This is a genomic window from Lujinxingia litoralis, assembly GCF_003260125.1.
In the GTDB taxonomy this organism is placed as follows: Bacteria; Myxococcota_A; Bradymonadia; order Bradymonadales; family Bradymonadaceae; genus Lujinxingia; species Lujinxingia litoralis.
The window spans coordinates 32970-57741 of record NZ_QHKO01000013.1 but is presented as its reverse complement, the minus strand read 5'-3'; the positions used below and the strand labels follow the sequence as shown (position 1 = coordinate 57741).

At 65.6% G+C, this 24772-nt stretch carries 21 protein-coding genes; 5 read left to right on the top strand and 16 right to left on the bottom strand.

Annotated elements, in window-relative coordinates; genetic code table 11:
* Positions 1-69: 69 nt before the first annotated feature.
* The 8 genes from DL240_RS18420 to DL240_RS18385 form a co-directional block, all read right to left on the bottom strand.
* Entirely contained in the window at positions 70-795 is a 726-nt protein-coding gene (locus DL240_RS18420; protein WP_111731372.1) for a cytidylyltransferase domain-containing protein, read from the bottom strand.
* On the bottom strand, positions 792-1340 hold the full coding sequence (locus DL240_RS18415) for an acyltransferase (RefSeq protein WP_111731371.1): 549 nt from the start codon (positions 1338-1340) through the stop codon (positions 792-794). The genes DL240_RS18420 and DL240_RS18415 overlap by 4 nt, the downstream gene beginning before the upstream one ends.
* A gap of 130 nt (positions 1341-1470) precedes the next feature.
* Positions 1471-2043: a hypothetical protein gene (locus DL240_RS18410; RefSeq protein WP_111731370.1), complete on the bottom strand. Its 573-nt coding sequence runs from the start codon at positions 2041-2043 to the stop codon at positions 1471-1473.
* 126 nt (positions 2044-2169) lie between these two features.
* Positions 2170-2535: a response regulator gene (locus DL240_RS18405; protein ID WP_111731369.1), complete on the bottom strand. Its 366-nt coding sequence runs from the start codon at positions 2533-2535 to the stop codon at positions 2170-2172.
* Between the two features lie 105 nt (positions 2536-2640).
* On the bottom strand, positions 2641-4113 hold the full coding sequence (locus DL240_RS18400) for a methyl-accepting chemotaxis protein (RefSeq protein WP_111731368.1): 1473 nt from the start codon (positions 4111-4113) through the stop codon (positions 2641-2643).
* A gap of 129 nt (positions 4114-4242) precedes the next feature.
* Complete coding sequence (locus DL240_RS18395) at positions 4243-5154, bottom strand: alpha/beta fold hydrolase (protein ID WP_111731367.1); 912 nt, start codon at positions 5152-5154, stop codon at positions 4243-4245.
* A gap of 136 nt (positions 5155-5290) precedes the next feature.
* Positions 5291-6055: an alpha/beta fold hydrolase gene (locus DL240_RS18390; protein WP_199589865.1), complete on the bottom strand. Its 765-nt coding sequence runs from the start codon at positions 6053-6055 to the stop codon at positions 5291-5293.
* Between the two features lie 49 nt (positions 6056-6104).
* Positions 6105-8192 carry a hybrid sensor histidine kinase/response regulator gene (locus DL240_RS18385; RefSeq protein WP_111731366.1) on the bottom strand — a complete coding sequence of 696 codons (2088 nt, stop codon included), beginning with the start codon at positions 8190-8192 and terminating at the stop codon, positions 6105-6107.
* Between the two features lie 479 nt (positions 8193-8671).
* Here DL240_RS18385 and DL240_RS18380 point away from each other — a divergent pair, with 479 nt between their 5' ends.
* Positions 8672-10498, top strand: coding sequence for an ABC transporter ATP-binding protein (locus DL240_RS18380; protein WP_111731365.1), 1827 nt, complete (start codon positions 8672-8674; stop codon positions 10496-10498).
* A gap of 90 nt (positions 10499-10588) precedes the next feature.
* Positions 10589-13111 carry a helicase-related protein gene (locus DL240_RS18375; RefSeq protein WP_146618411.1) on the top strand — a complete coding sequence of 841 codons (2523 nt, stop codon included), beginning with the start codon at positions 10589-10591 and terminating at the stop codon, positions 13109-13111.
* Here the strand turns inward: DL240_RS18375 and DL240_RS18370 are convergent.
* Entirely contained in the window at positions 13108-14439 is a 1332-nt protein-coding gene (locus DL240_RS18370) for an MATE family efflux transporter (RefSeq protein WP_111731363.1), read from the bottom strand. The genes DL240_RS18375 and DL240_RS18370 overlap by 4 nt on opposite strands.
* Positions 14440-14998: 559 nt before the next feature.
* Between DL240_RS18370 and DL240_RS18365 the strand changes: the two genes are divergently transcribed.
* Positions 14999-15958, top strand: a complete 960-nt coding sequence (locus DL240_RS18365; protein ID WP_111731362.1) for a hypothetical protein — start codon at positions 14999-15001, stop codon at positions 15956-15958.
* 107 nt (positions 15959-16065) lie between these two features.
* Positions 16066-16797 (top strand): hypothetical protein, encoded by a 732-nt coding sequence (locus DL240_RS18360; RefSeq protein WP_146618410.1) that lies wholly within the window; start codon positions 16066-16068, stop codon positions 16795-16797.
* Positions 16798-16802: 5 nt separating this feature from the next.
* Here the strand turns inward: DL240_RS18360 and DL240_RS18355 are convergent, their stop codons facing one another.
* Together DL240_RS18355 and DL240_RS20830 are read right to left on the bottom strand one after the other, a co-directional pair.
* Positions 16803-17264 carry a DUF427 domain-containing protein gene (locus DL240_RS18355; protein WP_111731360.1) on the bottom strand — a complete coding sequence of 154 codons (462 nt, stop codon included), beginning with the start codon at positions 17262-17264 and terminating at the stop codon, positions 16803-16805.
* 93 nt (positions 17265-17357) lie between these two features.
* On the bottom strand, positions 17358-17918 hold the full coding sequence (locus tag DL240_RS20830; RefSeq protein ID WP_199589864.1) for an FKBP-type peptidyl-prolyl cis-trans isomerase: 561 nt from the start codon (positions 17916-17918) through the stop codon (positions 17358-17360).
* Between the two features lie 525 nt (positions 17919-18443).
* On the opposite strand from DL240_RS20830, the gene DL240_RS18345 reads away from it, so the two are divergent.
* Positions 18444-20390, top strand: coding sequence for a response regulator (locus DL240_RS18345; RefSeq protein ID WP_158542766.1), 1947 nt, complete (start codon positions 18444-18446; stop codon positions 20388-20390).
* Here the strand turns inward: DL240_RS18345 and DL240_RS18340 are convergent.
* The 5 genes from DL240_RS18340 to def are packed head-to-tail and all read right to left on the bottom strand — an operon-like array spanning position 20379 to position 24683.
* Complete coding sequence (locus DL240_RS18340; RefSeq protein ID WP_158542764.1) at positions 20379-21032, bottom strand: CatA-like O-acetyltransferase; 654 nt, start codon at positions 21030-21032, stop codon at positions 20379-20381. The genes DL240_RS18345 and DL240_RS18340 overlap by 12 nt on opposite strands.
* Positions 21033-21037: 5 nt before the next feature.
* Positions 21038-21715 carry a ribulose-phosphate 3-epimerase gene (rpe, locus tag DL240_RS18335; protein ID WP_111731356.1) on the bottom strand — a complete coding sequence of 226 codons (678 nt, stop codon included), beginning with the start codon at positions 21713-21715 and terminating at the stop codon, positions 21038-21040.
* Between the two features lie 49 nt (positions 21716-21764).
* Positions 21765-23087: a 16S rRNA (cytosine(967)-C(5))-methyltransferase RsmB gene (gene rsmB, locus DL240_RS18330; RefSeq protein WP_111731355.1), complete on the bottom strand. Its 1323-nt coding sequence runs from the start codon at positions 23085-23087 to the stop codon at positions 21765-21767.
* Positions 23088-23099: 12 nt separating this feature from the next.
* Positions 23100-24113: a methionyl-tRNA formyltransferase gene (fmt, locus tag DL240_RS18325; RefSeq protein ID WP_111731354.1), complete on the bottom strand. Its 1014-nt coding sequence runs from the start codon at positions 24111-24113 to the stop codon at positions 23100-23102.
* A gap of 9 nt (positions 24114-24122) precedes the next feature.
* Positions 24123-24683 (bottom strand): peptide deformylase, encoded by a 561-nt coding sequence (gene def, locus DL240_RS18320; RefSeq protein WP_111731353.1) that lies wholly within the window; start codon positions 24681-24683, stop codon positions 24123-24125.
* Between the last annotated feature and the right edge of the window lie 89 nt (positions 24684-24772).

The window sequence follows — 24772 nt, the reverse complement described above, 5'->3', positions numbered from 1 at the left end:
GCGTGGCGAGCCAAGGGGTAGGCACCGGCAGGCGATGGCAAGGGCCGCATGGGGGGGAGAGCTCGCCGGTCAGGCCGGGGAGGAGCGGGTGGAGCACGGGGGCTCGGCGGGCAGGAGCTGAAGGAGGCGCGCCAGGTCGTAGTCGGTGTGGGGGCCGGTCATACGGGCGACCAGGGCGCGGGCGCGGGCCAGGTCGGCGAACTCGTCGATGGCCAGGTGGAGGCCGGCGGCCCGGGGGAGGCCGGTGTTGTAGACGTAGCGCCGGCGGCCCAGGTGGGGGCGCTGGTAGAGGGCCAGGGTCACGTGCTCGCGGTGCTCGGGAGCGTCGAGGTGGCGGAGCAGGCGCAGCATAAATTCGGTGCGCACGATCTCGATGCTCATGCCCACCGGGAAGGTGCGGCCGTGGACGTTGGTCACGAAGTCGTAGTCGTTGGAGTCGGCCAGTTGCAGCATGTCGCGCAGGGTGGGGGCGTCGACAAAGGCGTTGTCGCCGTTGATGCGGCAGGCGAAGTCGAAGCCGGCGGTGCGCGCGGCGCCCACAAAGCGAGCAGCCACGTCGTGGAGGTCGCCGCGGTAGCAGGTCACCTGGTGGGCCTGACAGAAGGCGGCGATCGGGTCATCGGAGGCCTCCACCGAGGTGGCCACCACGATGCGCTCGGTGGGCAGCACGGTACGCACCCGCTCGATGACAAAGGCCAGCAGGGGGCGGCCGCCCAGGGGCATCAGGGCCTTGCCGGGGAGGCGCCGGGAGGAGAAGCGGCTCAAGATCACCGCGCCGGTGGAGGGGCGCTTCATTGGCGTTCTCCCAGAGTGCGGGCGGGGACACCGCCGACGATCTGATAGGGGCCGACGTCTTTGCGCACGATGGCGCCGGCGGCGATGACGGCGCCGCGGGCGATGCGCACGCCTTTAAGGAGTTTGGCGCCGGCGCCGATCCAGACATCGTCTTCGATGACGATGGGGCGGGCCTGGTTGGGCTGGGTGTGGATGGGGCGGTCGCGGCGTGCCTGGTGGTCGCTGTCGACGATGTAGACAAAGGGGGCGATCAGGCAGTCGCGGCCGATGGTGATGCCGGCCGAGGCGAAGAGGAAGGTGTGGTAGCCGATCGAGGTGTTCTGGCCGATGCGGATATGGGCGTGCGGGTTGCAGGCGCAGAGGCGCGCACCTTCTTTGAGCACGACGTTTTTGCCGATGTGGATGTTGGCGGGGTAGCGCATCAGTTCGACCCGGCGGTCGAAGTACACGCCGGGGCCCAGGTAGCCCAGGATGCGCTTGAAGCGCAGCCAGCGCATGTGGTGAATCAGGCGAAAGCGCAGGTGCTGACGCATCTGGTTGCTCATGACGACCTCCCGACCGCTGCAGGGGACTGGCCGGAGGTCAGGGATCGCCCCCCGGCGTCTTCGTCGTATGAGTCAAAGCTACCCACCACCGGCCCCCCGACCAGCCGGGGGGCGGTGCGCTGAGGTGGGCTTAAGGGGTGGGGGCCTGGTCGGCAGGGGCGCCTTCCTCGACCGGCGCGGCGTCGGTGGGGGGCTCGTCTTCCGGGGCTTCCTCGCCGCCGGGGGTACTCTCGTCGGTGGGTACGTCGTCGGAGCTGGTGGGGGCGTTGAGCGCGACGATGTCGAAGGCCGAGGAGGTGAGTTTCTTGAAGTCCAGGCCCACGGGCATCTCGATGGAGGTGGTGAAGCGGTAGCGGCCGGGCTGGAGTGCGGAGGCGTCAAAGCGGGCCTCGCGCACGCCGCCGGGGTTGACGATGACGTAGGCGTCTTCGCAGAACCAGGTCAGCTCCTGCTCGGAGGGCTCCCACTGCTGGTCGAGCTGCTGGTGAAGCTCGGCGTGGCAGAGGTTGGCTTTGAGGGGGCGTCGGGCGGTGTTCTCCAGGCGCAACAGCAGCTGGCCATCGTCGGTGGGGGCGGTGGTCAGGTGGATCAGGGTGAGTTCGGATTGCGCGGTGCCGGTCTCGGCGTTGGGGGTGGCGCAGGCGACGAGCGCCCCGGTGAGGAGGAGCGCGGCGGTGGCGTTGAGGATCGTGTGTCGGGACATAAGGGGCTCCGCTAAGAAAGAGGGAAGTCAGTCTATAAAGAAGCAGCGGCGGATAAGGATGCCACGAAAAAAAAGCGCCGACCGCGGGGCGGAGGGCGCTGATGCTATCGAGGTCAGGCGGGGGCCTTAGCCTTCGAGAAACGCATTCATCTTGCCGAGGAGGCGCTCGATGTCGACGGGCTTGGTTTCGAAGTCGTCGCAGCCGATGTCCAGGGCCTTGGTGCGATCGCTTTCCAGCGCGTGCGCGGTCAGGGCGATCAGGGGGATCTTGGCGGTGGGGGTGTGGGCCTTGATCTGGCGAGTGGCTTCCCAGCCGTCCATCACCGGGAGGCTCAGGTCCATGAGGATCAGGTCGGGCGACTCGCTGCGGCTCATGTTCACCGCCTCTTGACCGTCGGTGGCCACGGCCACGGTGAAGCCGCGGCGCTGGAGGCGACGCGCCAACATGTCGCGGTTCATTTCATTGTCTTCTACAAGGAGGATCTTCGCCATGCTGATACTCTCACTGCCTGGTGGTGGATGCTTTTTGGGAGACGTTGATGGATAGCATTGTGTACAGGACGCGCGTGGGCGCAAGTTTGTTCCACTCCCGGGGGGTCATGCTCCGTGGGCGGGATGGATGTCGAGGGCCGAGTCACGCTGCTGAAGTTGCCAGGGCTCCACGCCATGTCGTTCGCCTACGTCAAAGCGCTCTACCATTTCACGCAGGGATTCTGAAAGGGTGGCGAGTTCGGAGGCGGTGACGGTGACCTGGCGGATGCCGGCCACGGAGTTGGTAACCAGGCGGGAGAGGTCTTCCATGGCGCGGTTGACCTCGCCGGTGTTTTCGCGCTGATCCTGGGTGACCACTTTGATCTTTGTGGCGACCTCGGTGGTTTCTTCGGAGCGGTCCAGACCCTCCTGGCAGGCCACGGCGGTGGTGCGGGCGGAGTCCTGGATGTCGCCGACCAGGCTCTTGATCGCGCCGACCGACTCCATGGTGTTTTCGGCCAGGCGGCGCATTTCGTTGGCGACCAGGGCGAAGCCCTTGCCGGCTTCGCCGGCGCGGGCGCCTTCCAGGCTGGCGTTGAGTGCCAGGAGGTCGGAGCGGTCGGCGATGTCTTTGATCAGCTTGAGGATCTCGGAGATGCGCTCGCTGTGCTGGTTGAGTTCCTGGATGTGGGCGCCGATCTGGCGGTTTTTCTGGCAGGTGTCCTCGGCGGCGCGGGAGACCTGTCGGGCGCTGTCGGCGATGGCGTCGGAGGAGTTGAAGAGGCCCTCGACGGTGAGCTGGGTCTGGCGGATCTTGGCGGCCTGGTGCTGGGCGGAGTTCTCGTGCTGGTGGAGGACCTGGAGCATCTCCTCGGTGGAGGTGGCCACGTGCAGGGCGCTGCGCATGATCTCTTCGACAACCTCGCGCAGGCCGGTGACCATTTCGTTGAACACGTTGGTCAGATCGCCGTCCCCCTCGACCTGGCTGGTGAGGTCGCCGCGGGCGATCTCGCCGGCGCGTCCGGCCAGGTTGCGCAGGTTGCGGACCATCATGCCGAAGGCGTCGCCGAGCTCGCCGGGGAGCTCCTCGTCGAGGGCCGGGTTAAAGAGCTGGTCGTTGGCGATGATGTAAGCTTTGACGGTGAGGCGTCGCAGCTGGTTGGTGAGCTGGGCGAAGCTGCGGTTGAGATCGCCCTGGCTGGAGCTGGAGGGGAGGTCGACGGCGGAGAGTTGTCCGGTCTCCAGGACCTTGCTCTGGAGCTGGCGCACGCCGATGTAGCCGTTGGCCAGTTCGGTGGCCTCTTCGCTGAGCATGCGCAGCTGGGTGAGGAGCTGGTTGACGGCGGTGGCCATGCGGCCGATTTCTCCGCCGAGGGTCACGGTGAGACGAGGCTGGGTGAGATCGCCCTGGGCCAGTCGCTCGATGGCGTCGATGACTTCGCCGTAAGGGTTGAGTACCGAGCGGGTGTAGAGGATGGCTGCCAGTCCCCCGGCGCCGATAAGCAGGGCGCTGAGGTTGGCTCCCTGAACGAGCGCGGCGATGGCCCCGAAGAGGGTGGCCAGGCCGATTACCGCGGCGATCTTTTTCCAACTGCTCATCTGACCGATCCTGAACGCAATCTTGCAGACAAAAAAACGCCCGACCCACAGTCGTTTTACGCGGGCCGGGCAAAGCGGCCCGGAGCAAATAGAGGGCTCCGAGCCGGCATTATGCAGCAGGAGTGGCGATCAGTCGAGCCCACTGATGAAGGCGTCAATGTGCGCGGCGGTGGAGGCGGGATCTTCGACCAGGAGGTAGTGACCGCTGCCGGGGAAGTACTCCACCACGCTGTCGTCGATCAGGTCGCCGATGGCGGCCTGAAGGAGGGCCGGGTTCATGAAGGGGTCGTCGGAGACCAGGATCAGGGTGTCGACGTCGATCTTGTGGAGCTTGTCGGCGAAGTCAGCGCCGGTCCAGGCGTCGAGCGCCTGGCGGATGGCCTCGGGTTTGACCCCGGCGGCGTCGTCGGCCATCGCGGCGAAGTCTTCGGGCTGGAGATCGACGCTGGAGATCTGGATGATCAGCTCCTGGAGGGAGGTGTCGTAGGCCGCCGCCGCGAAGAGGTCATAGCTTTCCTGTGGCAGCGGGAAGCCGGAGGCGGGCACCGGCGACATCAGGATCAGGCCCTCGAGGTCGTCGTCGTAGCTGGCCGCGTAGAGCTGGGCCAGGGCGCCGCCCATGGAGTGACCGGCCAGGATGAAGTCGTCGGCGTCGGCGTCGTCGACCACGGCCTGGATGTCTTTGATGTAGTTGCGCAGCGAGTAGCCGCCCTTGGGCATGCTGGAGAGGCCGCTGCCGCGCAGGTCGGGCACGATCAGGCGGTAATCGGGGCCGGCCAGCTCTTCGATGAGGTTGTCGTACACCGCGCCGGAGACCATCCAGCCGTGGACCAGGACGACGTCCTGCTCTCCGTCACCGATCACGCGGTAAGCGATGTCTTTGCGATCCTTTGTACGCGCATAGCGCACCTGAGCGTCTTCTCCCAGCGCCTGCGTGAGCGCGCCGGTGTTGTCGTCCGGTGCCGGCTGTTCCCCACAGCCGACGATTCCTGCCATCCCCACCACCAACGAGAGAGCTACCATCTTCATCGTGTTCTTCATCTTCCTAACTCCTTAAAACAACGATTCGACATCTACTTTGGGGTGTTGACGCCCGCCGCGTGTGCGGTGGCGTCGACAGTGCACGTACATCGGATCAGACCATAAGACCTCGGGTTGAGGGTGGGGTGAGTGGTGCTCAGAAGAATGCGTTGATGATGGCGGCCAGCTCGGCGCTGCGCTCGACCTGGGGGTAGTGACCGGGGCCGGGCAGGTAGGCGAAGGAGGCGTTGGCGATCGGCTCGACCATCACCGCTTTGAGGAAGTCCGGGGGCAGGAAGGGGTCATCGGTGCCCACGACCAGGGTGGGGGCTTGGATGCTGGCGAGTTCGTCTTCGAAGCCGCCGCCGGTCCAGGCGAGGTAGGAGGCTTTGATGCACTCGGCCGGGATGGTCATGGCGTCGTCGAGCATGACTTCGGCGGCGTCTTCGGAGAGCTCCAGGGTGGCCATGCCCAGGATGGCAGCGAGTTTCTCGCGGTTCTGGCCGGCGCTCAGGAAGAGATCGTGGGCCTCGGGGGGCAGCTCCATGCCGGTGGCCGGGACGGCGCAGACCAGGGCGAGCTTTTTGATCCGTTCGGGGTAACGGGCGGCGAAGACCTGGGAGATGAGGCCGCCCATGGAGTGGCCGAGCAGGTCAACGGAGGAGACGTCGGCGTGGTCGAGCACCGCTTTGAGGTCTTCGACGTAGTCGTTGATCGTGTAGCTGGCGCAGGGGGAGGAGGCGCCGGCGCCGCGATGGTCGACGACGATGATGCGAAAGCGGGAGGCGTCGAGGTGAGGAAGAAAGCGGTCGAAGACCGCGCTGGAGGCCATCCAGCCGTGCACAAGGACGAGAACTTCGGGGCCTTCACCGTGGACTGAGTAGGCGATGGTGCGACCGTCTTTGCTGAGCAGCTTCTTCACGTCGACTCCTTGCGCGATGCCTGGATGGTGGTGGGTCAACCTGCGGCGTTTAGATGCGAACTTTCCTGGAGGGCCCTCCGAGCCCGATGACGTCCATGACCTCGGTCATGACTTCGTCGATGGAGCGAACGTTTTTGCTTAAGATGCGCGAGACCGAGCGTCGCAGTCTGGCGGTTTCGGCGTCGTCGAGATCCATGGCGGTGACGACGACAATGGGGATGTCTTTCCAACGGGGTTCGCTGCGCATGATTTCGGCGACTTCGAAGCCGTCCATCTCGGGCATCATCAGGTCGAGGAGGACGACGTCGGGGCGTTCGTCTTCGAGGATCTCCAGGGCCTGGCGTCCGTGGGCGGCGGTGTTGACCGACCAGCCGGCGTTGCGCAGGTGACGGGAGATCATCTCGCGGATGTCGGGCTCATCTTCGACGACCAGGGCGCTGGCGCCCTCTTCGGGGTGGAAGCGCGAGAGGGTTTTGAGGAGGCGGTCGCGCTGGATGGGTTTGACCAGGTAGTCGGTGGCGCCCAGGGCAAAGCCGATGTTGCGGTCGTCGACCATCGAGATCATGACGACCGGGATGTGTTCGAGGCCGGCGTGAGATTTGAGCGTGGAGAGCACGCTCCAGCCGTCTTTTCCGGGCATCATCACGTCGAGTGTGATGACATCGGGGAGGTGTTCCTGGGCCAGGGTCACGCCCTGGTCGCCGCTGTAGGCCGAGACCAGCTGGAAGCCGCGCGGGGTTAAGATGCGGCGCATCAGTTCGTGGACGTTGGGATCGTCGTCGATGACCAGGATGCGGGGGCCGGCGTCGAGCTCCGGATGGAGGGCGGCGCCTTCGAAGTCGGGTTTCCAGAGCACGTCGGAGTGTTCCTGAAGCCCGGAGGGATCTGCCGAGGGCAGAAGTACGCGGAAGATGGTGCCCTGGCCGAGCTTGCTTTCGACCTCGATGTTGCCGCCCATCATCTCGCAGAAACGCTTGCAGATGGTCAGGCCGAGTCCGGTGCCGCCGTGTCGGCGGGTGGTGGATTCGTCGGCCTGGGTGAAGGGCTGGAAGAGGTGTTCGATCTTGTCGGCCGAGATCCCCATGCCGGTATCTTCGACCTCGATGCACACGCCCGCCATGCCGTGGACGGTGGTCGGGGAGGTGCTAAGGCGGATGGTGCCTTCATCGGTGAATTTTACGGCGTTGCCCATCAGGTTGAGCATCACCTGCTTGAGCTTGGTGCGATCGGCAACGAACTCGCCATGGTAATGGGCGTTCATGTCGAGGGCGTTGTCGTTCTGACGGGCCAGGGGCTCGATGGTGTCGATGACTTCCCGGACCAGGTCGGCCAGGTCGAAGCTCTCCAGGAAGAGCTCCATTTTACCGGCTTCGACTTTGGAGAGGTCGAGGATGTCGTTGATCAGGCTGAGCAGATGATTGGCCGAGGCGTGAATCTTGGTCAGATCGCGGGCGACGCCGGGGACATCGATGTGTTCGGCACCCAGGCCGAGATCTTCCTGGATGAGTTCGGTGTAGCCGATCACGGCGTTGAGCGGGGTGCGCAGCTCGTGGCTCATGTTGGCCAAAAAGGCGCTCTTGGCGCGGCTGGCTTCCAGGGCACGTTGCTCGGCTTCGGTGCGCTCCTCGACCTCGCGCTGGAGGCGGGCGTTGATCTCGACGAGCTGCTGGGTGCGCTCTTCAACGCGACGCTCGAGTTCGTCGCGAGCCTGGCGCAGCTCCTCTTCCATGTGCTTGCGATCGGAGATGTCCTGGATGGCGACCAGTGAGCCCCACTGGGTGCCGTCGTCCTCCCGCATGGGTTTGGCAGAGACGAGCGTCCAGACGCCGTGACCGTCGCTGTGAGAGAATTGGTGGTCGAACATCTCGGCGACGCCTTCCTGGCGGCGCGCCAGGTTTTCGCGAGCTCGCCGGGCCCAGGCTTCGGTCATGAAGTCGAAGAGGGTTTTGCCCACCATCTGTTGTTGTGCGTAGCCGAGCATCGTGGCCATGCTGACGTTGGCGTAGATGATCGTGCCATCCATCTCACAGACGAGGATGCCGTCGTTGATCGTCTCAACGATCGTGTCAAAGGGGAGATCCCAGTCGTGATGAGCGGGAGTCGAGAGCCCTGATGATTCTTCCCTGCGATCGGCCATAGATTCGTCCAGCTACACACAGCGCGCCCTTGATGGGCGCCCTGCCTTTCTTTCGTCGCGGCCCTGCCAGGGGCCGACATCGAGTTGTTCCTGACTCTGGCCCTTCTACTATCCGGTATCGTTAAGAACCTTTGCAAGGAAGGAATCGCGGAGGGGGGCGCAAAAGGCCTCGGAAACGCGCCAAGTCCGGCGTGATGGAGGACGGTTGCGAGGTCTCCGGAGCGAAGAAGTGCAATAAGTCCGCGGGTTTCGGTCAGCGGGGGAGAAGGTGTGTGAAATTTGCGCCGAAAAGAAGGGTTTGCGCAGCATTTGCGTTGTAAATGGGTGTAACTCGATCGTGGGAGGCGATCGCCCGGGCCTTGAGAGGAGGAAGCTGGACGTGAGGAGGGTCTCGGGGGAAGAGTGGGCGGGAGGTTGGTTCGTTTTTTTGAAGTGCCGGTTTTAGCGCGTGAGGAGTTATGGCCCCCCGAGGACATTCTATGGTGGAGAGCCCGGCGGCGGACGTCGGGTTGCGCGAACGCTATCTGGGGGTCTTTCGCTACAGCGGTGAGGCGTTGCGCCTGGTGTGGTCCACCAGCGCAAAGCTGACGGTGTTGCTGGGGGTGCTCACGCTGGTGGCCGGGGTGATGCCGGCGGCGATCGCGTACGTGGGCAAACTGATTGTGGATCAGGTGGTTCAGGCGGCCGGGTCGGGGGCGGTTGCCGATCGGGAGCTGGCGCTGATGTACGTGGGGTTGGAGGCGGCGCTGGTGGTGGTGATGGCCGGGGCGCAGCGGGGGTTGACGGTGTGTCAGAGTCTGCTGCGCGCGCTGCTGGGACACCGGGTCAACACGTTGATTCTGGAGAAGTCGCTCCAGCTCTCGCTGACACAGTTCGAAGATAGCGAGTTTTACGACAAGCTGACCCGGGCTCGGCGGGAGGCGTCGTCGCGGCCCTTGAGTCTGGTCAACCGTACGTTTGCGCTGGTGCAAAACGCCATCACGTTGGTGGGGGCGGCGGCGCTGCTGTGGCAGCTCTCTCCCTGGGCGGTGGTGATTTTGTTCGGGGCGGGGCTGCCGGCATTTCTGGTGGAGACGCGTTTTAGCGGGGAGGCGTTTCGCTTGTTTCGTTGGCGTTCTCCGGAGGCTCGTCAGCAGATGTACCTGGAGACGGTGCTCGCCAGGGAGGACTACGCCAAGGAGGTCAAGCTCTTTGGGTTGGGGCCGATGCTTCTCGAGCGTTACCGGGCGATTTTTGAGAAGGTCTTTGGTGAAGATCGCAGTCTGACGTTGCGCCGGGGATTCTGGGGTTATGCGCTGGGGCTCTTGAGCACCGGGGCGTTTTACGGGGCGTATGTGTGGGTGGTGATCGAGACGGTGAACGAAGCGATTACGCTGGGGGATATGACGATGTACCTGTTGCTCTTTAAGCAGGGGCAGTCGGCGGTCTCGGCGAGTCTGAATTCGGTGGGGGGGATGTATGAGGATAATCTGTATCTCTCGACTCTGTATGAGCTTTTGGAAGAGCCGGTGGAGGATGAGGATGAGGGGGTAAGCGTGGGGGATAAGCCTGGGGATGGGCTGCGATTTGAAGATGTGTGGTTTGCGTATCCGGGGCAGGACGAGTACGCGCTGCGGGGGCTGAGTCTGCATTTGCCGCCGGGGCAGAAGCTGGCGTTGGTGGGGGAGAACGGTTCGGGGAAGACGACGTTGATCAAGTTGCTGACGCGTTTGTATCGGCCGAGCCGGGGGCGGATTTTGCTCGATGGTACGGATCTGCGGGACTGGCGGCTTGCGGAGTTGCATCGTCGGATCGGGGTGATTTTTCAGGATTTTGTGCGCTACCAGTTCAAGGTTGGGGAGAACATCGGGGTGGGTGATGTGGACTACCTTGAAGACGAGGTGCGCTGGGAGCGGGCCGCGGCGCAGGGGATGGCCGATACCTTTGTGACGTCGATGCCGGCGGGCTACCACACCCAGCTGGGGAGGTGGTTTAAGGACGGGCGCGAGCTCTCGGGGGGGCAATGGCAGAAGGTGGCGCTGGCGCGGGCGTTTATGCGTACCGGCAGCGATATTCTGGTGTTTGATGAGCCGACCTCGGCGATGGATGCCCGGGCCGAGGCGGAGGTCTTTGATCGGATTCGGGAGCTGACTGAGAAGCAGATGGCGATATTGATTTCGCATCGGTTCTCGACGGTGCGCATGGCCGACCGTATTGCGGTACTCAGCCAGGGGCAGGTCAGTGAGCTGGGCAGCCACGAGGCGTTGATGAAAGAGGGGGGAACCTACGCGCGGCTCTTTTTGCTGCAGGCCGAGGGGTACCGTTGATTGGGTTGGGGAGTTGAAAGGGGGGCGTTGAGCCCGGGGGAGTCGGGAGGTATGAGGGGAGGGCTTGAGGACCCGACTTCAGGAGGAGTTTTGCACTTGCCGGTCGATGAGATTCGCGATGCGTTTTTGGAGGCGTTGGGGGAGCATTCGCGCCATATTTTGACAGCGCCCACCGGGTCGGGGAAGTCGACCCGGCTGCCCTTGTGGCTGGCCGAGCATACGGGCAAGGCGGTGTTGGTAGTGGAGCCGCGGCGGGTGGCGTGTCGCTCGTTGGCGGGGTTTCTGGCGGAGCAGCGCGGGGAGAAGGTCGGGGCGTCGGTGGGGTATCGGGTGCGCTTTGACGATCGCAGCAGTCCGGAGACCCGGGTGCTCTTTGCGACGACGGGCATCGCGCTCCGGATGCTTCGTGAGCGTGATGGGGAGCGCGAGCGTTTTGGGGCGGTGCTGATCGACGAGTTTCATGAGCGGGGCTGGGAGGTCGATGTGCTTTGCGCGGCTCTGCTGCGCGCGCAGGCCCAGGGGCGTTTTGAAGGGCAGGTGGTGCTGACTTCGGCGACGGTGGACGCCCGGGAGATTGCCGCCGGCATCGACGCCCGGGTGCATCAGGCCTCGGGGCGCACCTACCCGGTGGAGATTTGCTACGCGGAGGATGTGCCGGCGCCCACGGGGGAGGGGTTAGCTGCCCGGGTTCGCGATGCGTTGGTGCGTCGGCTCGGGGCAGAAGGTGACGACGGGGGGGATGTGCTGGTGTTTCTCCCGGGGAAGCGGGAGATTCAGGCGGCGGAAGATGCCCTTCAAGGGTTGGCGCGTGAGCACGAGCTGGAGCTTGTGCCGGTGCACGGGGGGCTGCCGGTGGAGCAGCTGCAGCGGGCGTTTAAGGCGTCGGCGCCGCGGCGGCGGGTGTTTCTGGCGACCAATGTGGCGGAGACGTCGGTGACGTTGCCGGGGGTGACGCTGGTGCTCGACGGTGGGCTGGCGCGGATGCGAGTGCATCGGGGCGGGCGTTCGGCGCTGGCGCTGGTGCCGGTAGCTGAGGCGTCGATGGATCAGCGGGCGGGACGAGCCGGGCGTGTGCGGGCGGGGCGTTGTGTGAGGTTGTGGAGCGCGCGCTATCAGGCTCGTGAGCACGCCGCTCCGGAAATCGAGCGTATCGAGCTCGATGATGTGTTGCTCGCTGCGGCCTCGGTAGGGCTGGAGGGGCCGGAGCTATTGGGAGCCCCCTGGATTTCGCCGCCGCCGGAGTTTGCGGTGGAGACGGCGCGCGCTCGTCTGCGGCGCGCCGGTGCGCTGACGGCGGAGGGTAGGCTCACCGAGCTGGGGCATCAGCTGGCGGCGATGCCGGTGTCGGGTGCTGAGGGGCGTCTGTTGATCGACCCTCCGGAGGCGCTGGCCGCGACGCTCTGCGACCTGGTGGCGATTCTGCAGCGCGGTCGCGATCTCTTGTTGCCCGAGCATCTGTTGGGGGCGAGGCGCCAGGAGGTGCGGGAGCAGCGCCGGGAGCTCTTTGAGGGGGTGGGCGATGAGGTGAGTCTGCAGCTGGTGACGCTGCGGCGCGGGGACAATCGTCGCCACGGGCTGCACGCGGCGGCGGTGCAGGAGACGCGGCAGGTTGCCCGATCGTTGCGCGAGCGCCTCGGGGTCAAGCGTTTGGAGCCGGTGGGGGACCCGGACCTGGCGTCGTCGCAGGAGCTGGTGCGCTATGCGCTGACCCGGATTGAGGAGTCGGCCTTTGTGGTGCGCAAGCGTGCGCTCAAGCGTCGTATCAAGGGGCGGGGGGCTCGGGGGAAGGCGGAGCCCTGGGGCAATGGTGAGATCGAGCTGGTGGTCTGGCCCTTTGAGAGCCCGGGGCTGGGCCAGGGGCAGGAGTCGCCGCCGGACCCGGTGGCCGGGGTGATTCTGGATACCTTCTGGATCGGCGATGACGGCACCGGGGTGCGGGGCTCGGGCAAGATGGTGCTTCCTTGTACGTATCAGGATCTGGTGGACGCCGGGGTGGGGCAGCGGCAGGTGGGGGAGGTGCGTGCCGGGGAGCGTGGCGGGGCGCCTTTTGTTCGGGCTCAGGTGCAGCGCGAGTTGGCCGGTGTTGTTTTGAGCAGTCGGGAGGAGGCCTTGCAGGGAGAGGAACTCTGGGAGGCGGCCGCGGCGGCGATTCTGGAAGGTCGGATGATGAAGCCGGCCGGGGAGATGGTGCTCGACGACTTGCATATCTGGGGCGTGCTGGCGGACTGGCCCGAGATCGATCGCAGCTGGGAGGGGCGCCAGGGGCCTGCGCCGCCGCAGGACTATCTTCGGGAGCGTCTCCGGCAGCTGGGGGTGGAGCGGGAGGGGGATCTGCTGCTGGTGGAGCCCGGGGATCTGCGACCGGAGCTTGAGGATGAGCTGCAGATTCATCGCTTCGATCTTGAGCCCTTGCGCGAGGAGTTTCCCCGGGTTTGGGAGTATCTGGGCTTTCGGTATCACTGCCGGGTTTCGGCGCTGGCGCAGCGGGTGACGATGACTCCGATGGATAAGAAGAGTGCGCGCGCCGCGGATCCCAAGGCCAGTGTGCTGCCGCGCTTTCGGGGATTTCGGGTGCGCTATAAGAATGCCAGTCGGGTGCTGGACCTTCGTTAGGGAGCGGTATCCAGGCCCGGGACGCGTTTTAGCCACCAGGGCAGCCCCAGGGTGATGGCGCGCACGAGCATCAGCGCGGTGATGGCGGACCAGACCCCGAAGAGGCCCCAGCCAAGGGCGTGTGTGGCGGCGAGGATGCTGGCGGCCACGGCGGTGCTGATGAGCATGGCGAGTGCCAGAAAGCGGAAGGCCTGGGTGCCCATGAAGAGACCGTCCCAGACGAAGACCGCGGCGTTGAGGGGTTGAAGCAGGGCGACAAAGGGGATGAGCGTCAGGATCAGGGCTACGAGTTCTGTGTCGGAGGTGAAGATCGGGGCGATCCAGGCACCGGTGAGCCAGATGCCGATGCCGAGCGTCAGTCCGCAGGCCAGGCCCCATTGCAGGAGGCGATTGCCCAGGGCTCGGGCCTGAGCGATGTCACCTCGACCGATGAACCCGGCCAGGAGTGCCTGGCCGGCGATGGCGAGCGCGTCGATGAGCAGGGCGAAGAAGCCCCATATCTGGTTGGCCACCTGGTGAGCGGCCACGGCCTGGGTGCCCTGGCGAGCGGCCACGGCGGTGGCCAGCGTCATGGTGCCGACCAGCGCGCCGGTACGCAGCAGGAGCGCGCTGCCTACGCGGAGCAGGGGGAGCATCCCCGCGATCGAAGGCCCTATGCGGGGCACGTGGAGGGGGCCTCGTCGGCGAAGGACCAGGAGCCACACGAAGATCAGCGCACCGGTCCACTGGGCGGCCACGGTAGCGGCGGCCGCGCCGGCGATGCCCAGGCCAAATCCGAAGATCAGCAGGGGATCGAGGACGAGGTTGATGAGGTTGAGCAGAGCGGTGACCCAGAGGGGGGTACGGGTGTCCTGGATGCCGCGAAATGCGCCGTGAGCCGCGGTGCTGATCAGCAGGGCGGGGCCGGCAAAGGCTCGGATGTGCAGGTAGGTCTGAGCGGGCTTAAGCACGGCGCCCTGTGCGCCCATCAGGTCGAGGATGGGGTTGGCGGCGACCAGGAGGAGACCGGTCATGAGCACGCCGCAGAAGGTTGCGAGCCAGAGCGCGTGGGCGACGACCTGGGAGGCTTCTTCGGGGCGGTTGCGGCCCAGGTGTTCGGCGATCTTGGGGGTGGTGGCGTAGGCCAGGAAGTTGAAGATGATAAAGGCCATCGCAAAGATCGCGCTGTTGATGCCGAGCGCGGCGAGTTCGGCGGTGCCGAGGTGACCGACAAAGATGGTGTCGACCAGGGAGACCAGGGGATCGATGGCGAGGCTGCCGATGGCGGGGATGGCCATGGCCAGGATGGCCCGGTCGTGGGGGTGTTTGAGAGGGAGGAGCGTGTGCATGGGGGCCTGTGCCGGCGAGGGGGAGAGGAGACATCGAGGGAGAGGATGCCCGGGGGGGCTGTGCGGTCAAGGGGGAGTCGCGGGAAGGAGGCTAAGGTGGGGGGCGCGGCGGGGCGGACGAGTAAGGGATTGAATGGGAGTCGAGTTCAAGGTCAGGAGGTCGGGTAAGGGGTGAGATGGGAGTCGGGTCCGGAAGTAGGGGGGCGAGTAAGGGATTGAATGGGAGTGGAGTCTGAGCGTGAGGGGTCTGGGAAGGGATTGAATAGGGGTTAAGTCTGAGCGTGAGGGGTCTGGGAAGGGATTGAATGGGAGTGGAGTCTGAGCGTGTGTGGTCTGGGAAGGGATTGAATGGGAGTTGAGTCTGAGGGTGAGGGGTCTGGCAAGGGAATGAATGGGGGTTGAGTCTGAGGGTGAGGGGTCTGGCAAGGGAATGAATGGGGGTTGAGTCCGGGAGGAGGGGGGCGAGTAAGGGGTGAGGTGGGAGTCGGGTGGCGCCGTTGCAATCTATCGGTACATTCAGGAGGATGGCCGCGGGTTAAGTAACGAGATGAGGTTGGTTATGACGTACCAAAGGATCTGCATTGTGGGGCTGCTCGTCGCGATGACCGGGTGTCTGGCAAGCCCCACATCGGGCGAAGGCGCCGGGGCGAATGAGGCTGCGCCATCTTTGGAAGAGGCCTCGCAAGGCGAGGCGCTTGAGGCGGAGGTCAGCGCGGCGCTGCCCTCTCTTCCGGACCCGTCGGCGGTGGAGGAAGGAGCTCCCGAGGATACGTCGCCCCGGCTGAAGGCCGAGGCGGCGTTTCGCAACGTGGGCTGGGAGGCGATGCAGGCTAAAAGCGAGGCGTTTAAGGCCTGTGCAGGTAAGGGGTTTGCCACGAGTAATGCTTACTTTGAGGCCGTCGCCGAGCGAGGGGCCGAGGGTTTTGAGCTCGGGCAGATCCAGGGGAAGGAGGCCGAAGAGGCGTTGGGGCGCTGTGTGCAGGCCCGGATGAGGGAGGTGTTGGCCGAGGTTCAGGGGGAGGCGCCCGAGCATGTGGAGCGGCTGGGCTTTAGTGTGTGGCTGCTCGGCCCGCAGACCAAAGGTGCGAATTGCTCCGGCGAGGGGGTGATCTGCGCCGGGTTGGGCGGGGCGGAGCCTGGCGAGGCGCTGCGTACGATGACCTTTGGCCAGGAGGCGCCCTGTCCGCATAGCGGGGCGATCCTCGACGGTGGGGAAGAGGTCTTTGAGGCGTCGATCGAATGCCACACGCTGGGGCAGGGAATCGCGAACGCCGGCGGTGATGCGATGCCGCTGGGAGCGCAGGCCTGGGTTTCGGTGCGATATGATGGGCAAAGCGGGGACCATATGGTTTATGGCCGCTACACCGATGAGCGCTACCGGGAGGTTGCCAGCTGCCTGGTGGAGGTTCACAGGTCCCTGGCGTTGGAGGGAGAGGGGAATGTGAGTTGTCAGCAGAACCTCTGCTCTCGTCTCTACTCCTTTGCCAGGCATCCGGTGCTTTCGCTGATGGTGCACTGAGGCGAGAGCTATGAAGCGTGAGCGTGTGTCCTCGGGATTGGGGCGCCCGTCATGACAAGAGACCCCATCGTCGTGGGCGCGTTTATTAGACGGATAAGGGAAACGAGATGAGAGCTTCTGGTGTGGGTTGGATCGCGGGGAGCGTGGTGTGGCTCGGGATGTTGGGCTGCGGCGGTGGCGATCAGGATCAAGAGCCCTTTGTGTACGAGGGGACCTGGGCGGTGGAGGGGACGGTGTGTCAGGAGGGCTCGGAGCCTCAGCTGGTGGAGGTGGAGCGCGTGGAGGGGGAGCTTTTGGCCTGGGTGATGCGCGACGACGCGTGTCGGCAGCGTGGGGAGGTGCTCTGGGAGGGGCAGCCGGATACCTCGGGGAAGGTGAGTCTGGGGGATGCGTCGGTGGCGGTTCGAAGCGAGGGTGCCCATCGCCTGCATCTGGAGGCGGCCGATGGTGCTCTGCTCATGCGGCGGGTGTATCCGGAGACCGGTCCCCCGGTACGTCCCGATCTGGGGGAGTTTTCGCTCAGTGGGCAGTGGATGATGGAGGGATATCCCTGCCAGGACGGGCTGGTGCCCCAGCTGGTGCAGGTCAGGGAGGCCGGGGGCTCACTGGGGGTGACCAAGGTGTTGGGCGACGGCTGCATCGGGGCGGGAGTGCGTTTTATTGAGGGCCGTCTGGATGGGACCTCATTGGAGGTCGACGCTTACCTGGAGCCGCCTGATGACTGGGGAGAGGTGGAGGGGCATCCGAGCACGGGGCGGGTGCGGGTGCCGGAGTATTTCCGGCTGGATGTGCTCGGGCAAAGCGTGGGCTTTCGTCGGGTGCTGGGCGACTTATCGTAGCGAATTCAGCGAAAGGGGCCGACGAGGTCGGGGGTGATCCAGCCGCCGCGTTCGGGTTGGGCTTCGGGAGAGACGCTCATGTGGTCGACCAGGCAACGGTCGACCTTGTGGGGGAAGAACGCGATGTAGTCGCGAAGCGCCTGGAAGTTGCGGGGGGGGCGCAGGTAGGTCCAGGCCGCGGCTTCGATGAGGGTGGAGCCCAGGCGAAGATCGAAATAGGTGGCCACGCCCTTCCACTCGCAGAAGCTGCAGTGGGAGGATGATTGGAGAAGGTCGAGGCGCACGTCTTCGGGGGGGATGTAGTAATGGGGCGGGTGGCCGGTGTGTACCAGGCGAAGCGTGCGGGTGGAGTCAGCGACGGCGGTGCGGCCCACCAGGACACGGATATGGCGCCGATTGGGCTCTAAGGCCGGCGGGGTGGGGTACTCCCAGATCGATTCCTGAGAAGGGGATGTGTGCAGGCTCATGGGGCTCCCGGGGGCAGTGGTCAGGTTTCAGGCTGGAAGCTAGGTACACGCCCGGGGCGTGGCCAGCGCCGGGAGCCCCATGAAACGCGGGGCTTACTTGACGATCTCAATGAGCTCCACGTCGAAGACGAGCATCCCGGCCGGGGCCCCCGGGGCGCCGCGGTAGGCCAGGTCCTGGGGGATCCAGAAGCGGCGTTTTTCGCCCTCGACCATCAGCTGGACGCCTTCGGTCCAGCCGGCGATGACGCGATCCAGGGGCATGGTCAGGGGCTGACCGCGCTTCACGGAGCTGTCGAACATTTTGCCGTCGGTGGTCCACCCGGTGTAGTGCGCTTTGACGGTGGAGGTGGCCGTGGGGTGGGTGGTGCCGGAGCCGGGCTTGAGGACCTTACTGGCGAGTCCGCTGGAGGTGACCTCGGCGTCCGCCGGGGGAGCGGCGACGTCGGCCGGAGCGGCCAGGGGATCTTCGTTGGCTTCGGGAGCTTCGGCTTCGGGGGCCTTTTCAGCTTCGGGGGCTTCGGCTTCGGGGGTCTCTTCGGCCTGGGGCGCTTCGGCTTCGGCGGAGTTGTCGGTGGTTTCGGCGGGCTGGGGCGAATCGCAGGCCAGCAGGAAGATCAGAAGCAGGGGCATCCACACAGTGAGGCGTCGCAACATAAGTACACTCTCCATTGAGGGGGCGCTCCGCGGCGTGGCGCCGGGAGGCCGGGTTAAGGTGGGACAGGTGGTCCGCGTATCTGAGCGCGGAAGGTTGGCATGTCGTCGGTGGGCTCGGCAAGTCGGATGCCGATGCCGGGAGCGGCTCTGGGGGGCAGAGGGGGCGGTGTGAATCGACCCGGGAGGAGGAGCAAAGTGCGCCAGTATGGCACAATGGGAGGACGTCGCCGTGTCGGCTCCTGTCTCCGGGCCGGGGGCAGGAGTGCTGCCGGGGCTGGCGGGATGACCTAAATAGGTTGGGTTGGGGCGATGGGAGAGGCTGTGACCGGCATCCCGCGTATGGGGTATGTTAAATATGGGCTCTTGGCTCGGTTCGTGCTCGACAATCATCGAGGTGCCGGGCACACTGCCGGGTCCAACATGATTGAAGGTAGGCGCGTGAGGGGCGGCAGCGGGATCCGTCGTCCGGAGCGCATGAATCGCGGTGGTTTGCGTAGCTCCACCGAGAGCGCGGGAGTAGTGAACGTGGCATTGAGTGCAGATCATCACCCAGAGGAGCCGATCGCTGATCGTACCGAGCTGGAAGAGCTGCGCCGGCGCCATCAGACCCTGATGCGTGGCATCGAGTTGCTCAGCCAGGGCGGGGCCCAGAAGGGATTTTCCGCGGTGGTGGGGCTGCTCGACGATCTGGTCGGCGGAGAAGGCGGGGCCGTCTTGACGGTGCGCGATGACGGGGAACTCACCGTGGTGGCGGCCAGCGATCCGCGGCTGGGTAATCTTCAATGGTGGGTGGGAGCGTTGACCGAGTCGGTGCTCGAGGGCACCTCGCTGGTGCTCGAAGATGTGCGTGATAGTGCCGCCTGGAAGACGATGCTCGCCACGGTGGAGGTTCCGGTGGCGTCGGTGATGATGGTGAATGTGGGGACGGCGCTGAACCCGGCGTTGTGGCTCTGTGTGCATTCGGAGCCGCAGCGTTTTGGGGAGGAGGAACTCGCGCGTGCCGAGGCGATGCGGGGCTTGCTGACCCAGGCGCTGGTCGGTTGGATGGCGGGCCGGCGCTGGGCGATGATGAGTCATGAGCTGCGTACGCCGATCAATGCGATGATCGGGTATGCGGAAATGCTCGGCGAGGAGCTGGGAGCGCGGGGCGCCGGACACGTGCTGGAGAAGCTCTCACGGATTGAGCAGTCGGGGGCCGAGGTGCTCGGGATTGTGAGCAATCTTGTGGCGCTGGCGCAGCTGGAAGCGGGCAACGTCGAGGTGGAGGTGCGGGCGCTCATCTTTGATGACGTGGTCGACGCGGTGATTGAGCAGATGAGTGAGGTGGCGCAGCGCCGAGGGATTGAGCTGCGGGTGGAACGACCGGAATCGGTTGGCGGGGTCCACGGTGATTCGGAGAAGTTGCATCAGCTGCTGACCGGGGTTTTAGGTGAGGCGGTGCGCTTTACGACGGCCGACGAAGTGTCGGTGAGGTTGAGTCTGGAGGAGGATCGGGTCGGCTTTGAGGTGGTGGATCTTTCGCCGGGGCGTCGGGGGAGGGCGCGACGTCTGGAGCAGGCGGTGGTCCGGCAACTCGGTGAGCTGCTGGGGGTGAGCTATGATGTGGAGCGAAGCCTGCGCCGGGGGACGGTGGTGAAGCTGGGGATTCCACGGGCCTGGGTGGGGGAGGGGGCCGAGGAGCCCGGGAGTGTTCAGACGCTGGTCGCCGAGGAAAGCGGCAAGGTTGTGCTGGTCATTGACGACGATCGCGACACGCGTGGGGTGCTCAAGCGTACGCTGGAGCGGGTGGGACACCGGGTGGTCTGTGCGCGTGATGGGCGGGAGGGGCTTCGGCTGGCAGCGGAGGTGCGCCCCGATGTGATCACGCTTGATGTGATGATGCCGCGGATGGACGGGTGGTCGGTGCTGGGACGTCTGAAAGAGGACCCCAGGCTGCGCAACATCCCGGTGATCATGCTGACCTTCGTCGACGAGAAGCAGCGCGGGCTGGCGTATGGGGCGGACCACTTTATGTCCAAGCCCGTCGATCGCCGTGAGCTGATCGAGGTGATGCAGGCCTATGAGAGCGCGGCTCAGGATGGCGATGTGCTGGTGGTCGAAGACGACGAGGCCTCCCGTCAGATGCTGGTGCGGCATCTGGAGCGCGAGGGCTTTAAGGTGAGCGCGGCCTGCAACGGGGCGGAGGCGCTGGCGCGGCTGGAGTCGATTGAGCCGAGTCTGGTCTTTTTGGACCTGATGATGCCCCAGGTCGACGGATTTGAGTTTTTGAGGCGCTTTCGCGAGCGCCCCGCGTTTCGCGACGTGCCGGTGGTCGTGATGACTGCCAAGTACCTCACCGCCGAGGACTACACTCGCCTGGCCGGCAACGCGACGCAGGTGATTCAGAAAGGGGGCGGGGAGTACATGAGCCTGCTGGAAGAGCTTCGCGATCTGGTGATGCGGCTGACCCGGGGGAAGGCCTCACGCGGGTGAGTGGGGCAGGGAGGCCAGGGCGCGCAGGCGCCGGTTGAGGTGTTCGAAGAACTCGGCGGCGTCGCGACCATCGGCCAGGGCGTGATGGGAGGTGAGCTGGAGGGTGGCCTCGAAGCCGCCGGCGGGCGTGGGGACGACCTTGCCCCAGGCGATGCGGGGTGCGGAGTCGAGGCGATCGCCGGGGAAGGGGTGGCTGATGCTCTGGAAGTCGAGCCAGGGCATGGAGGTGACGTAGATCAGCTCCAGGCGGTCATCGTCGGAGAGGAAGAGCTCGGGGAGGTTGCGGGTGCGGTCGGCGTGGGTCTGCAGGGTGCGATTGAACTGGTGGAGATCGTCGAGCAGAGGGGCGGTGGCGTAGTTGAAGGTGCCCTGGTCGCTCATCACGGTGAAGGAGGGGGCGATGCGGGAAACGCGGGCCACGCCCTCGGGGATGAGGCGCAGACGGAGGGCGTCGGTGTCGTTGGCCGCCAGGCAGACCGTGTGCAGGAGGGTGGGGAAGAGGCGGAGCTCACTGCGACGGGTCAGTTCGACCAGGGGGGAGACGTCGATGCGGGCCGCCACGTCGAAGAAGGGCTTCTCAAAGCCGAGGAAGAACTCGTAATGAGGGCGGCGCTTCCAGGTGTTGAGGTCGATGCGTTCCACAGGATTCACCCGGCGAGAGAGGCTTGCTGGCGGATGGCGTCGATGGCCTGTTTGTAGTTCGGGGCGCCAAAGACGGCGCTCCCGGCGACCAGGACATTGGCGCCGGCGCGGCGGAGCTGCTCGGCGTTGGAGGGGCTGACGCCGCCGTCGACTTCGATGTCCAGGTCGGCACCCAGGGCTTCCAGGCGCGCGGTGAGCTGGCGGATTTTGTCGACGGTATGGGGGATGAAGGCCTGGCCGCCAAAGCCGGGATTGACGCTCATGATCAGGGCCAGGTCCAGGTCGTGGGCCAGGTGGTCCAGCCAGTTCAGCGGGGTGCCCGGGTTAATCGCCAGGCCGGCTTTTTTGCCCAGGGCTTTGATGGTGTGGATGGCGCGGTGGGGGTGGCGACTGGTTTCGGGATGAAAGGAGACCAGATCGGCGCCGGCGCGGGCAAAGGGGCCGACGAAGTCGTCGGGGTTGTCGATCATCAGGTGCACGTCGAGGAAGGCGTCGGGCAGGGCCTGGCGCAGGGCCTCGACCACCGGCAGGCCGATGGTGATGTTGGGCACGTAGTGCCCGTCCATCACGTCGACGTGCAGCCAGTCGGCGCCGGCGTCGATGACCGCCTGGCACTGGTCGGCCAGGTGGGCAAAGTCAGCCGAAAGGATCGAGGGGGCGATGCGCAGCTGGCGGGTGGTCATGGGAGCCTCAAACGTGCACAGGGGAGCGGATTGGCGAGGTGTGACGGTATCAGGTGGAGCGCAGGCGCACGCGCGCCGCAAAGAAGGCGTCGCAGTCGTGGTCGTGAGGGTTTAAGTCCAGCTCCTGGCGCTCGTTGACGAAGGGAGACCAGTCAAAGCCGCGCTCCGGGAGGGGCGCGCGCTCCAGCCGGGGGTGGCGTTTAAGCAGGCGTTCGATCTGTTGGGGGCCCTCTTCGCGGGTGAAGGTGCAGACGCTGTAGATGAGTGTGCCACCGGGGTTGAGGCGTTGGAGGGCGTGGTCGAGGAGCTCGGTCTGCAGCTCGGCCAGGCTGTCGACATCGGCCGGGGAGCGACGCCAGCGGGTCTCGGGATGGCGGCGGATCACGCCCAGGCCGGAGCAGGGGGCGTCGACCAGGATCACGTCGAAGTTTCCGTCGGCCGCCGGGAGTTGTTGCAGGGTCGTCTGGCGCAGGACGACGGTCGGTTCAATGGGGAGGGCCGCCAGGGTGTTGGCGAGCATCTCGAGTTTGGAGGGCAGCGGGTCGCAGGCCACCAGCGTGTCGCCGGTGGCGAGCTGGCTGGCGAGGAGGAGCGATTTACCCCCCAGGCCGCAGCAGGCGTCGAGGACGCGCTGGCCGGCGTGGGCGCCGCAGTAGTGGGCGATGAGCTGGCTGCCCAGATCCTGGATGGTAAGGCGGTGTGCTTCGAGCAGGCTACGCAACTCTGGTGAGGAACTCTCCGCGCGCAGTGCTCCCGGGGGAGCATCGAGACGTCGGACGCCTTCGGGAAGTTCCACGCCGTTGGCGAGTTCGCGCAGGTAGAGGGGCGGTCGGCCGGCGAAGGCTTCGGCGAGTTCTTCGGCGCGTTGCAGGCCATGGCGATCGAGGAGCCGGGAGGCGATCCAGTCGGGGAGGGAGTGCTTCAGGCCCAGATATCGGGCGGGATTGTGCGTGCGGTCGGACTCCACGAAGGGGGCCCATTTATGTTTGCTTCGGAGCATGTTCCGGAGCACGGCGTTGGCAAACCCGGCGGTGCGCTGGCCGCAGGCGCGCTTGACCAGCTTCACAGCGTCGTTGACCAGGGCGTGGGCCGGGATGCGGTCCAGGTAGATCAGCTGGTAGGCAGCCATGCGCAGGTTGAGTCGCACGGGCATGTCGAGGCGGTCGAGTTTGCGCGAGACGAAGCGGGAGAGCACCGTGTCGATGGAGCGCTGGCGGGCCAGCGTGCCGTAGACCAGTTCGGTGGCGAGGGCGCGATCGCGCATGTCGAGCTCGGCGCTGGCGAGCTGATTGGAGAGCGCGATGTGGCTGTAGGCGTCGTCCTGTTCGATGCGGCTGAGCACTTCCAGGGCGAGGGTGCGGGCGGTGGTCACGGTGGGCTCGTTTTACGCGGTGGGGGCGTCGGGTGCGGCAGGGAGGAGGAAGCGTTGGCCGGCGCTTAGCGCGTAGCCGTTGAGGAAGTCGGCCGTGGGCAGGGCGCGCTTTCCGGGGGCCTGAAGGGTGAGGCATTCGATGTGGCCACGGCCGCAGGCGATCCAGAGTCGGTCCTGGTCGGCGCGAATCACCGTGCCCGGGGTCACTTCCAGGGTCGATCCGTTGGCGAGCGCATCATGTGCATGGGCCAGGTGAAACTTAATGCGCTCGGGCTCGCTCTCACCCTCGTTGTCCAGGAAGGCGTAGGTGCCCGGCCAGGGGTTCATTCCGCGGATCAGGTCGGCCACTTCACGGGCGGATTTTCGGAAGTCGATCTGACCATCGCTCTTTTTGAGCATCGGCGCGTAGGAGGAGAGGCTGTCGTCCTGGGGAATCGGGTTGAGGCTGTCGAGGTGGATCAGTCGCATCACATCGACGATGAGGTCGGCGCCCATGTCGGCGAGGCGCTCGGTAAGATCCTGAGCGGTGTCGAGGGGCTCGATGGGGGTCTTGCGTTTGAGGAGCATCGGGCCGGTGTCCAGGCCCTTTTCCATCTGCATGATGGTCACGCCGGCCTCGGCCTCCCCATTGACGATGGCCCAGTTGATGGGGGCCGCTCCCCGGTAGCCCGGGAGCAGAGATGCGTGGATGTTGATGCAGCCGTAGCGGGGCAGCAGGAGCACGTCGGTGCGCAAGATCTGGCCGTAAGCCGCGACCACGATCACGTCTGGGCTCCAGGCGCGCAGCTTTTCGAGGACTTCGGGACCGCGCAGCTTTGCGGGCTGATACACCTCGATGCCGGCGCGCTCCGCGGCGACTTTGACCGGGGGCGGGGTGAGCTTCTTGCCCCGGCCGCGGGGGCGATCGGGGTTGGTCACCACGCCGACCACGTGGTCGGAGGAGGCGATGAGTTTTTCGAGGGCCGGGACGGCAAAGTCCGGCGTGCCCATGTACACGATGCGCAGAGGCGAACGGGCGGCGGTCATGGGCGGTCCTTAGGTCGGGGAGGCGTCTTTTTCGGCCTGTTGTTGCTTCTGCTCTTCGAGCGCTTCGAGGTGCTTTTTGTAGCGCTTGAGGGCGAGCTTGCGCTTGAGGTGGCTGAAGTGGTCGAGCATCAACACGCCGTCGAGGTGATCGACTTCGTGTTGAATGCAGACGGCGAGAAGTTCGCTGGCTTCCAGCTCAAAGGGGCTGCCGTCGCGGTCGAGGGCCTGGACGACGATGGTCTCGGCGCGGGTGACCTTGTCGTAGACGCCGGGGATGGAGAGGCAGCCCTCTTCCCAGACGATTTTGCCCTGGCGGTGGACGATCTGCGGATTGATCAGGGTGATAAGCTCGCTGTCGGCGCCTTCTTCGCGGGAGGAGACGTCGATTACGGTGATGCGGCGAGTGTCGTTGACCTGGGGAGCGGCCAGTCCGATGCCGGGGGCGGCGTACATGGTCTCGACCATGTTGTCGACGAGCTGGCGGACCTGGTCGTCGACCACGTCGACCGGGGTGCAAGTCGTTTTGAGGACGTCATCGGGGTAGAGGACGATGTCGAGAAGCGAAGCCATAGGAGACTCATCGAAAAGTGGAAACGTGGGCACGCACCAGCGTGTCTAGCCAAGGGGTGAACCTTTGGCAAGGGGTTAACCTTCCGGGA

Coding starts and splice junctions, on each gene's coding strand:
- DL240_RS18420 (WP_111731372.1), bottom strand. CDS start 795: ATGAAGCGCCCCTCCACCGGCGCGGTGATCTTGAGCCGCTTCTCCTCC.
- DL240_RS18415 (WP_111731371.1), bottom strand. CDS start 1,340: ATGAGCAACCAGATGCGTCAGCACCTGCGCTTTCGCCTGATTCACCAC.
- DL240_RS18410 (WP_111731370.1), bottom strand. CDS start 2,043: ATGTCCCGACACACGATCCTCAACGCCACCGCCGCGCTCCTCCTCACC.
- DL240_RS18405 (WP_111731369.1), bottom strand. CDS start 2,535: ATGGCGAAGATCCTCCTTGTAGAAGACAATGAAATGAACCGCGACATG.
- DL240_RS18400 (WP_111731368.1), bottom strand. CDS start 4,113: ATGAGCAGTTGGAAAAAGATCGCCGCGGTAATCGGCCTGGCCACCCTC.
- DL240_RS18395 (WP_111731367.1), bottom strand. CDS start 5,154: ATGAAGAACACGATGAAGATGGTAGCTCTCTCGTTGGTGGTGGGGATG.
- DL240_RS18385 (WP_111731366.1), bottom strand. CDS start 8,192: ATGGCCGATCGCAGGGAAGAATCATCAGGGCTCTCGACTCCCGCTCAT.
- DL240_RS18380 (WP_111731365.1), top strand. CDS start 8,672: ATGGTGGAGAGCCCGGCGGCGGACGTCGGGTTGCGCGAACGCTATCTG.
- DL240_RS18370 (WP_111731363.1), bottom strand. CDS start 14,439: ATGCACACGCTCCTCCCTCTCAAACACCCCCACGACCGGGCCATCCTG.
- DL240_RS18365 (WP_111731362.1), top strand. CDS start 14,999: ATGACGTACCAAAGGATCTGCATTGTGGGGCTGCTCGTCGCGATGACC.
- DL240_RS18360 (WP_146618410.1), top strand. CDS start 16,066: ATGAGAGCTTCTGGTGTGGGTTGGATCGCGGGGAGCGTGGTGTGGCTC.
- DL240_RS18355 (WP_111731360.1), bottom strand. CDS start 17,264: ATGAGCCTGCACACATCCCCTTCTCAGGAATCGATCTGGGAGTACCCC.
- DL240_RS20830 (WP_199589864.1), bottom strand. CDS start 17,918: ATGTTGCGACGCCTCACTGTGTGGATGCCCCTGCTTCTGATCTTCCTG.
- rpe (WP_111731356.1), bottom strand. CDS start 21,715: ATGACCACCCGCCAGCTGCGCATCGCCCCCTCGATCCTTTCGGCTGAC.
- fmt (WP_111731354.1), bottom strand. CDS start 24,113: ATGACCGCCGCCCGTTCGCCTCTGCGCATCGTGTACATGGGCACGCCG.
- def (WP_111731353.1), bottom strand. CDS start 24,683: ATGGCTTCGCTTCTCGACATCGTCCTCTACCCCGATGACGTCCTCAAA.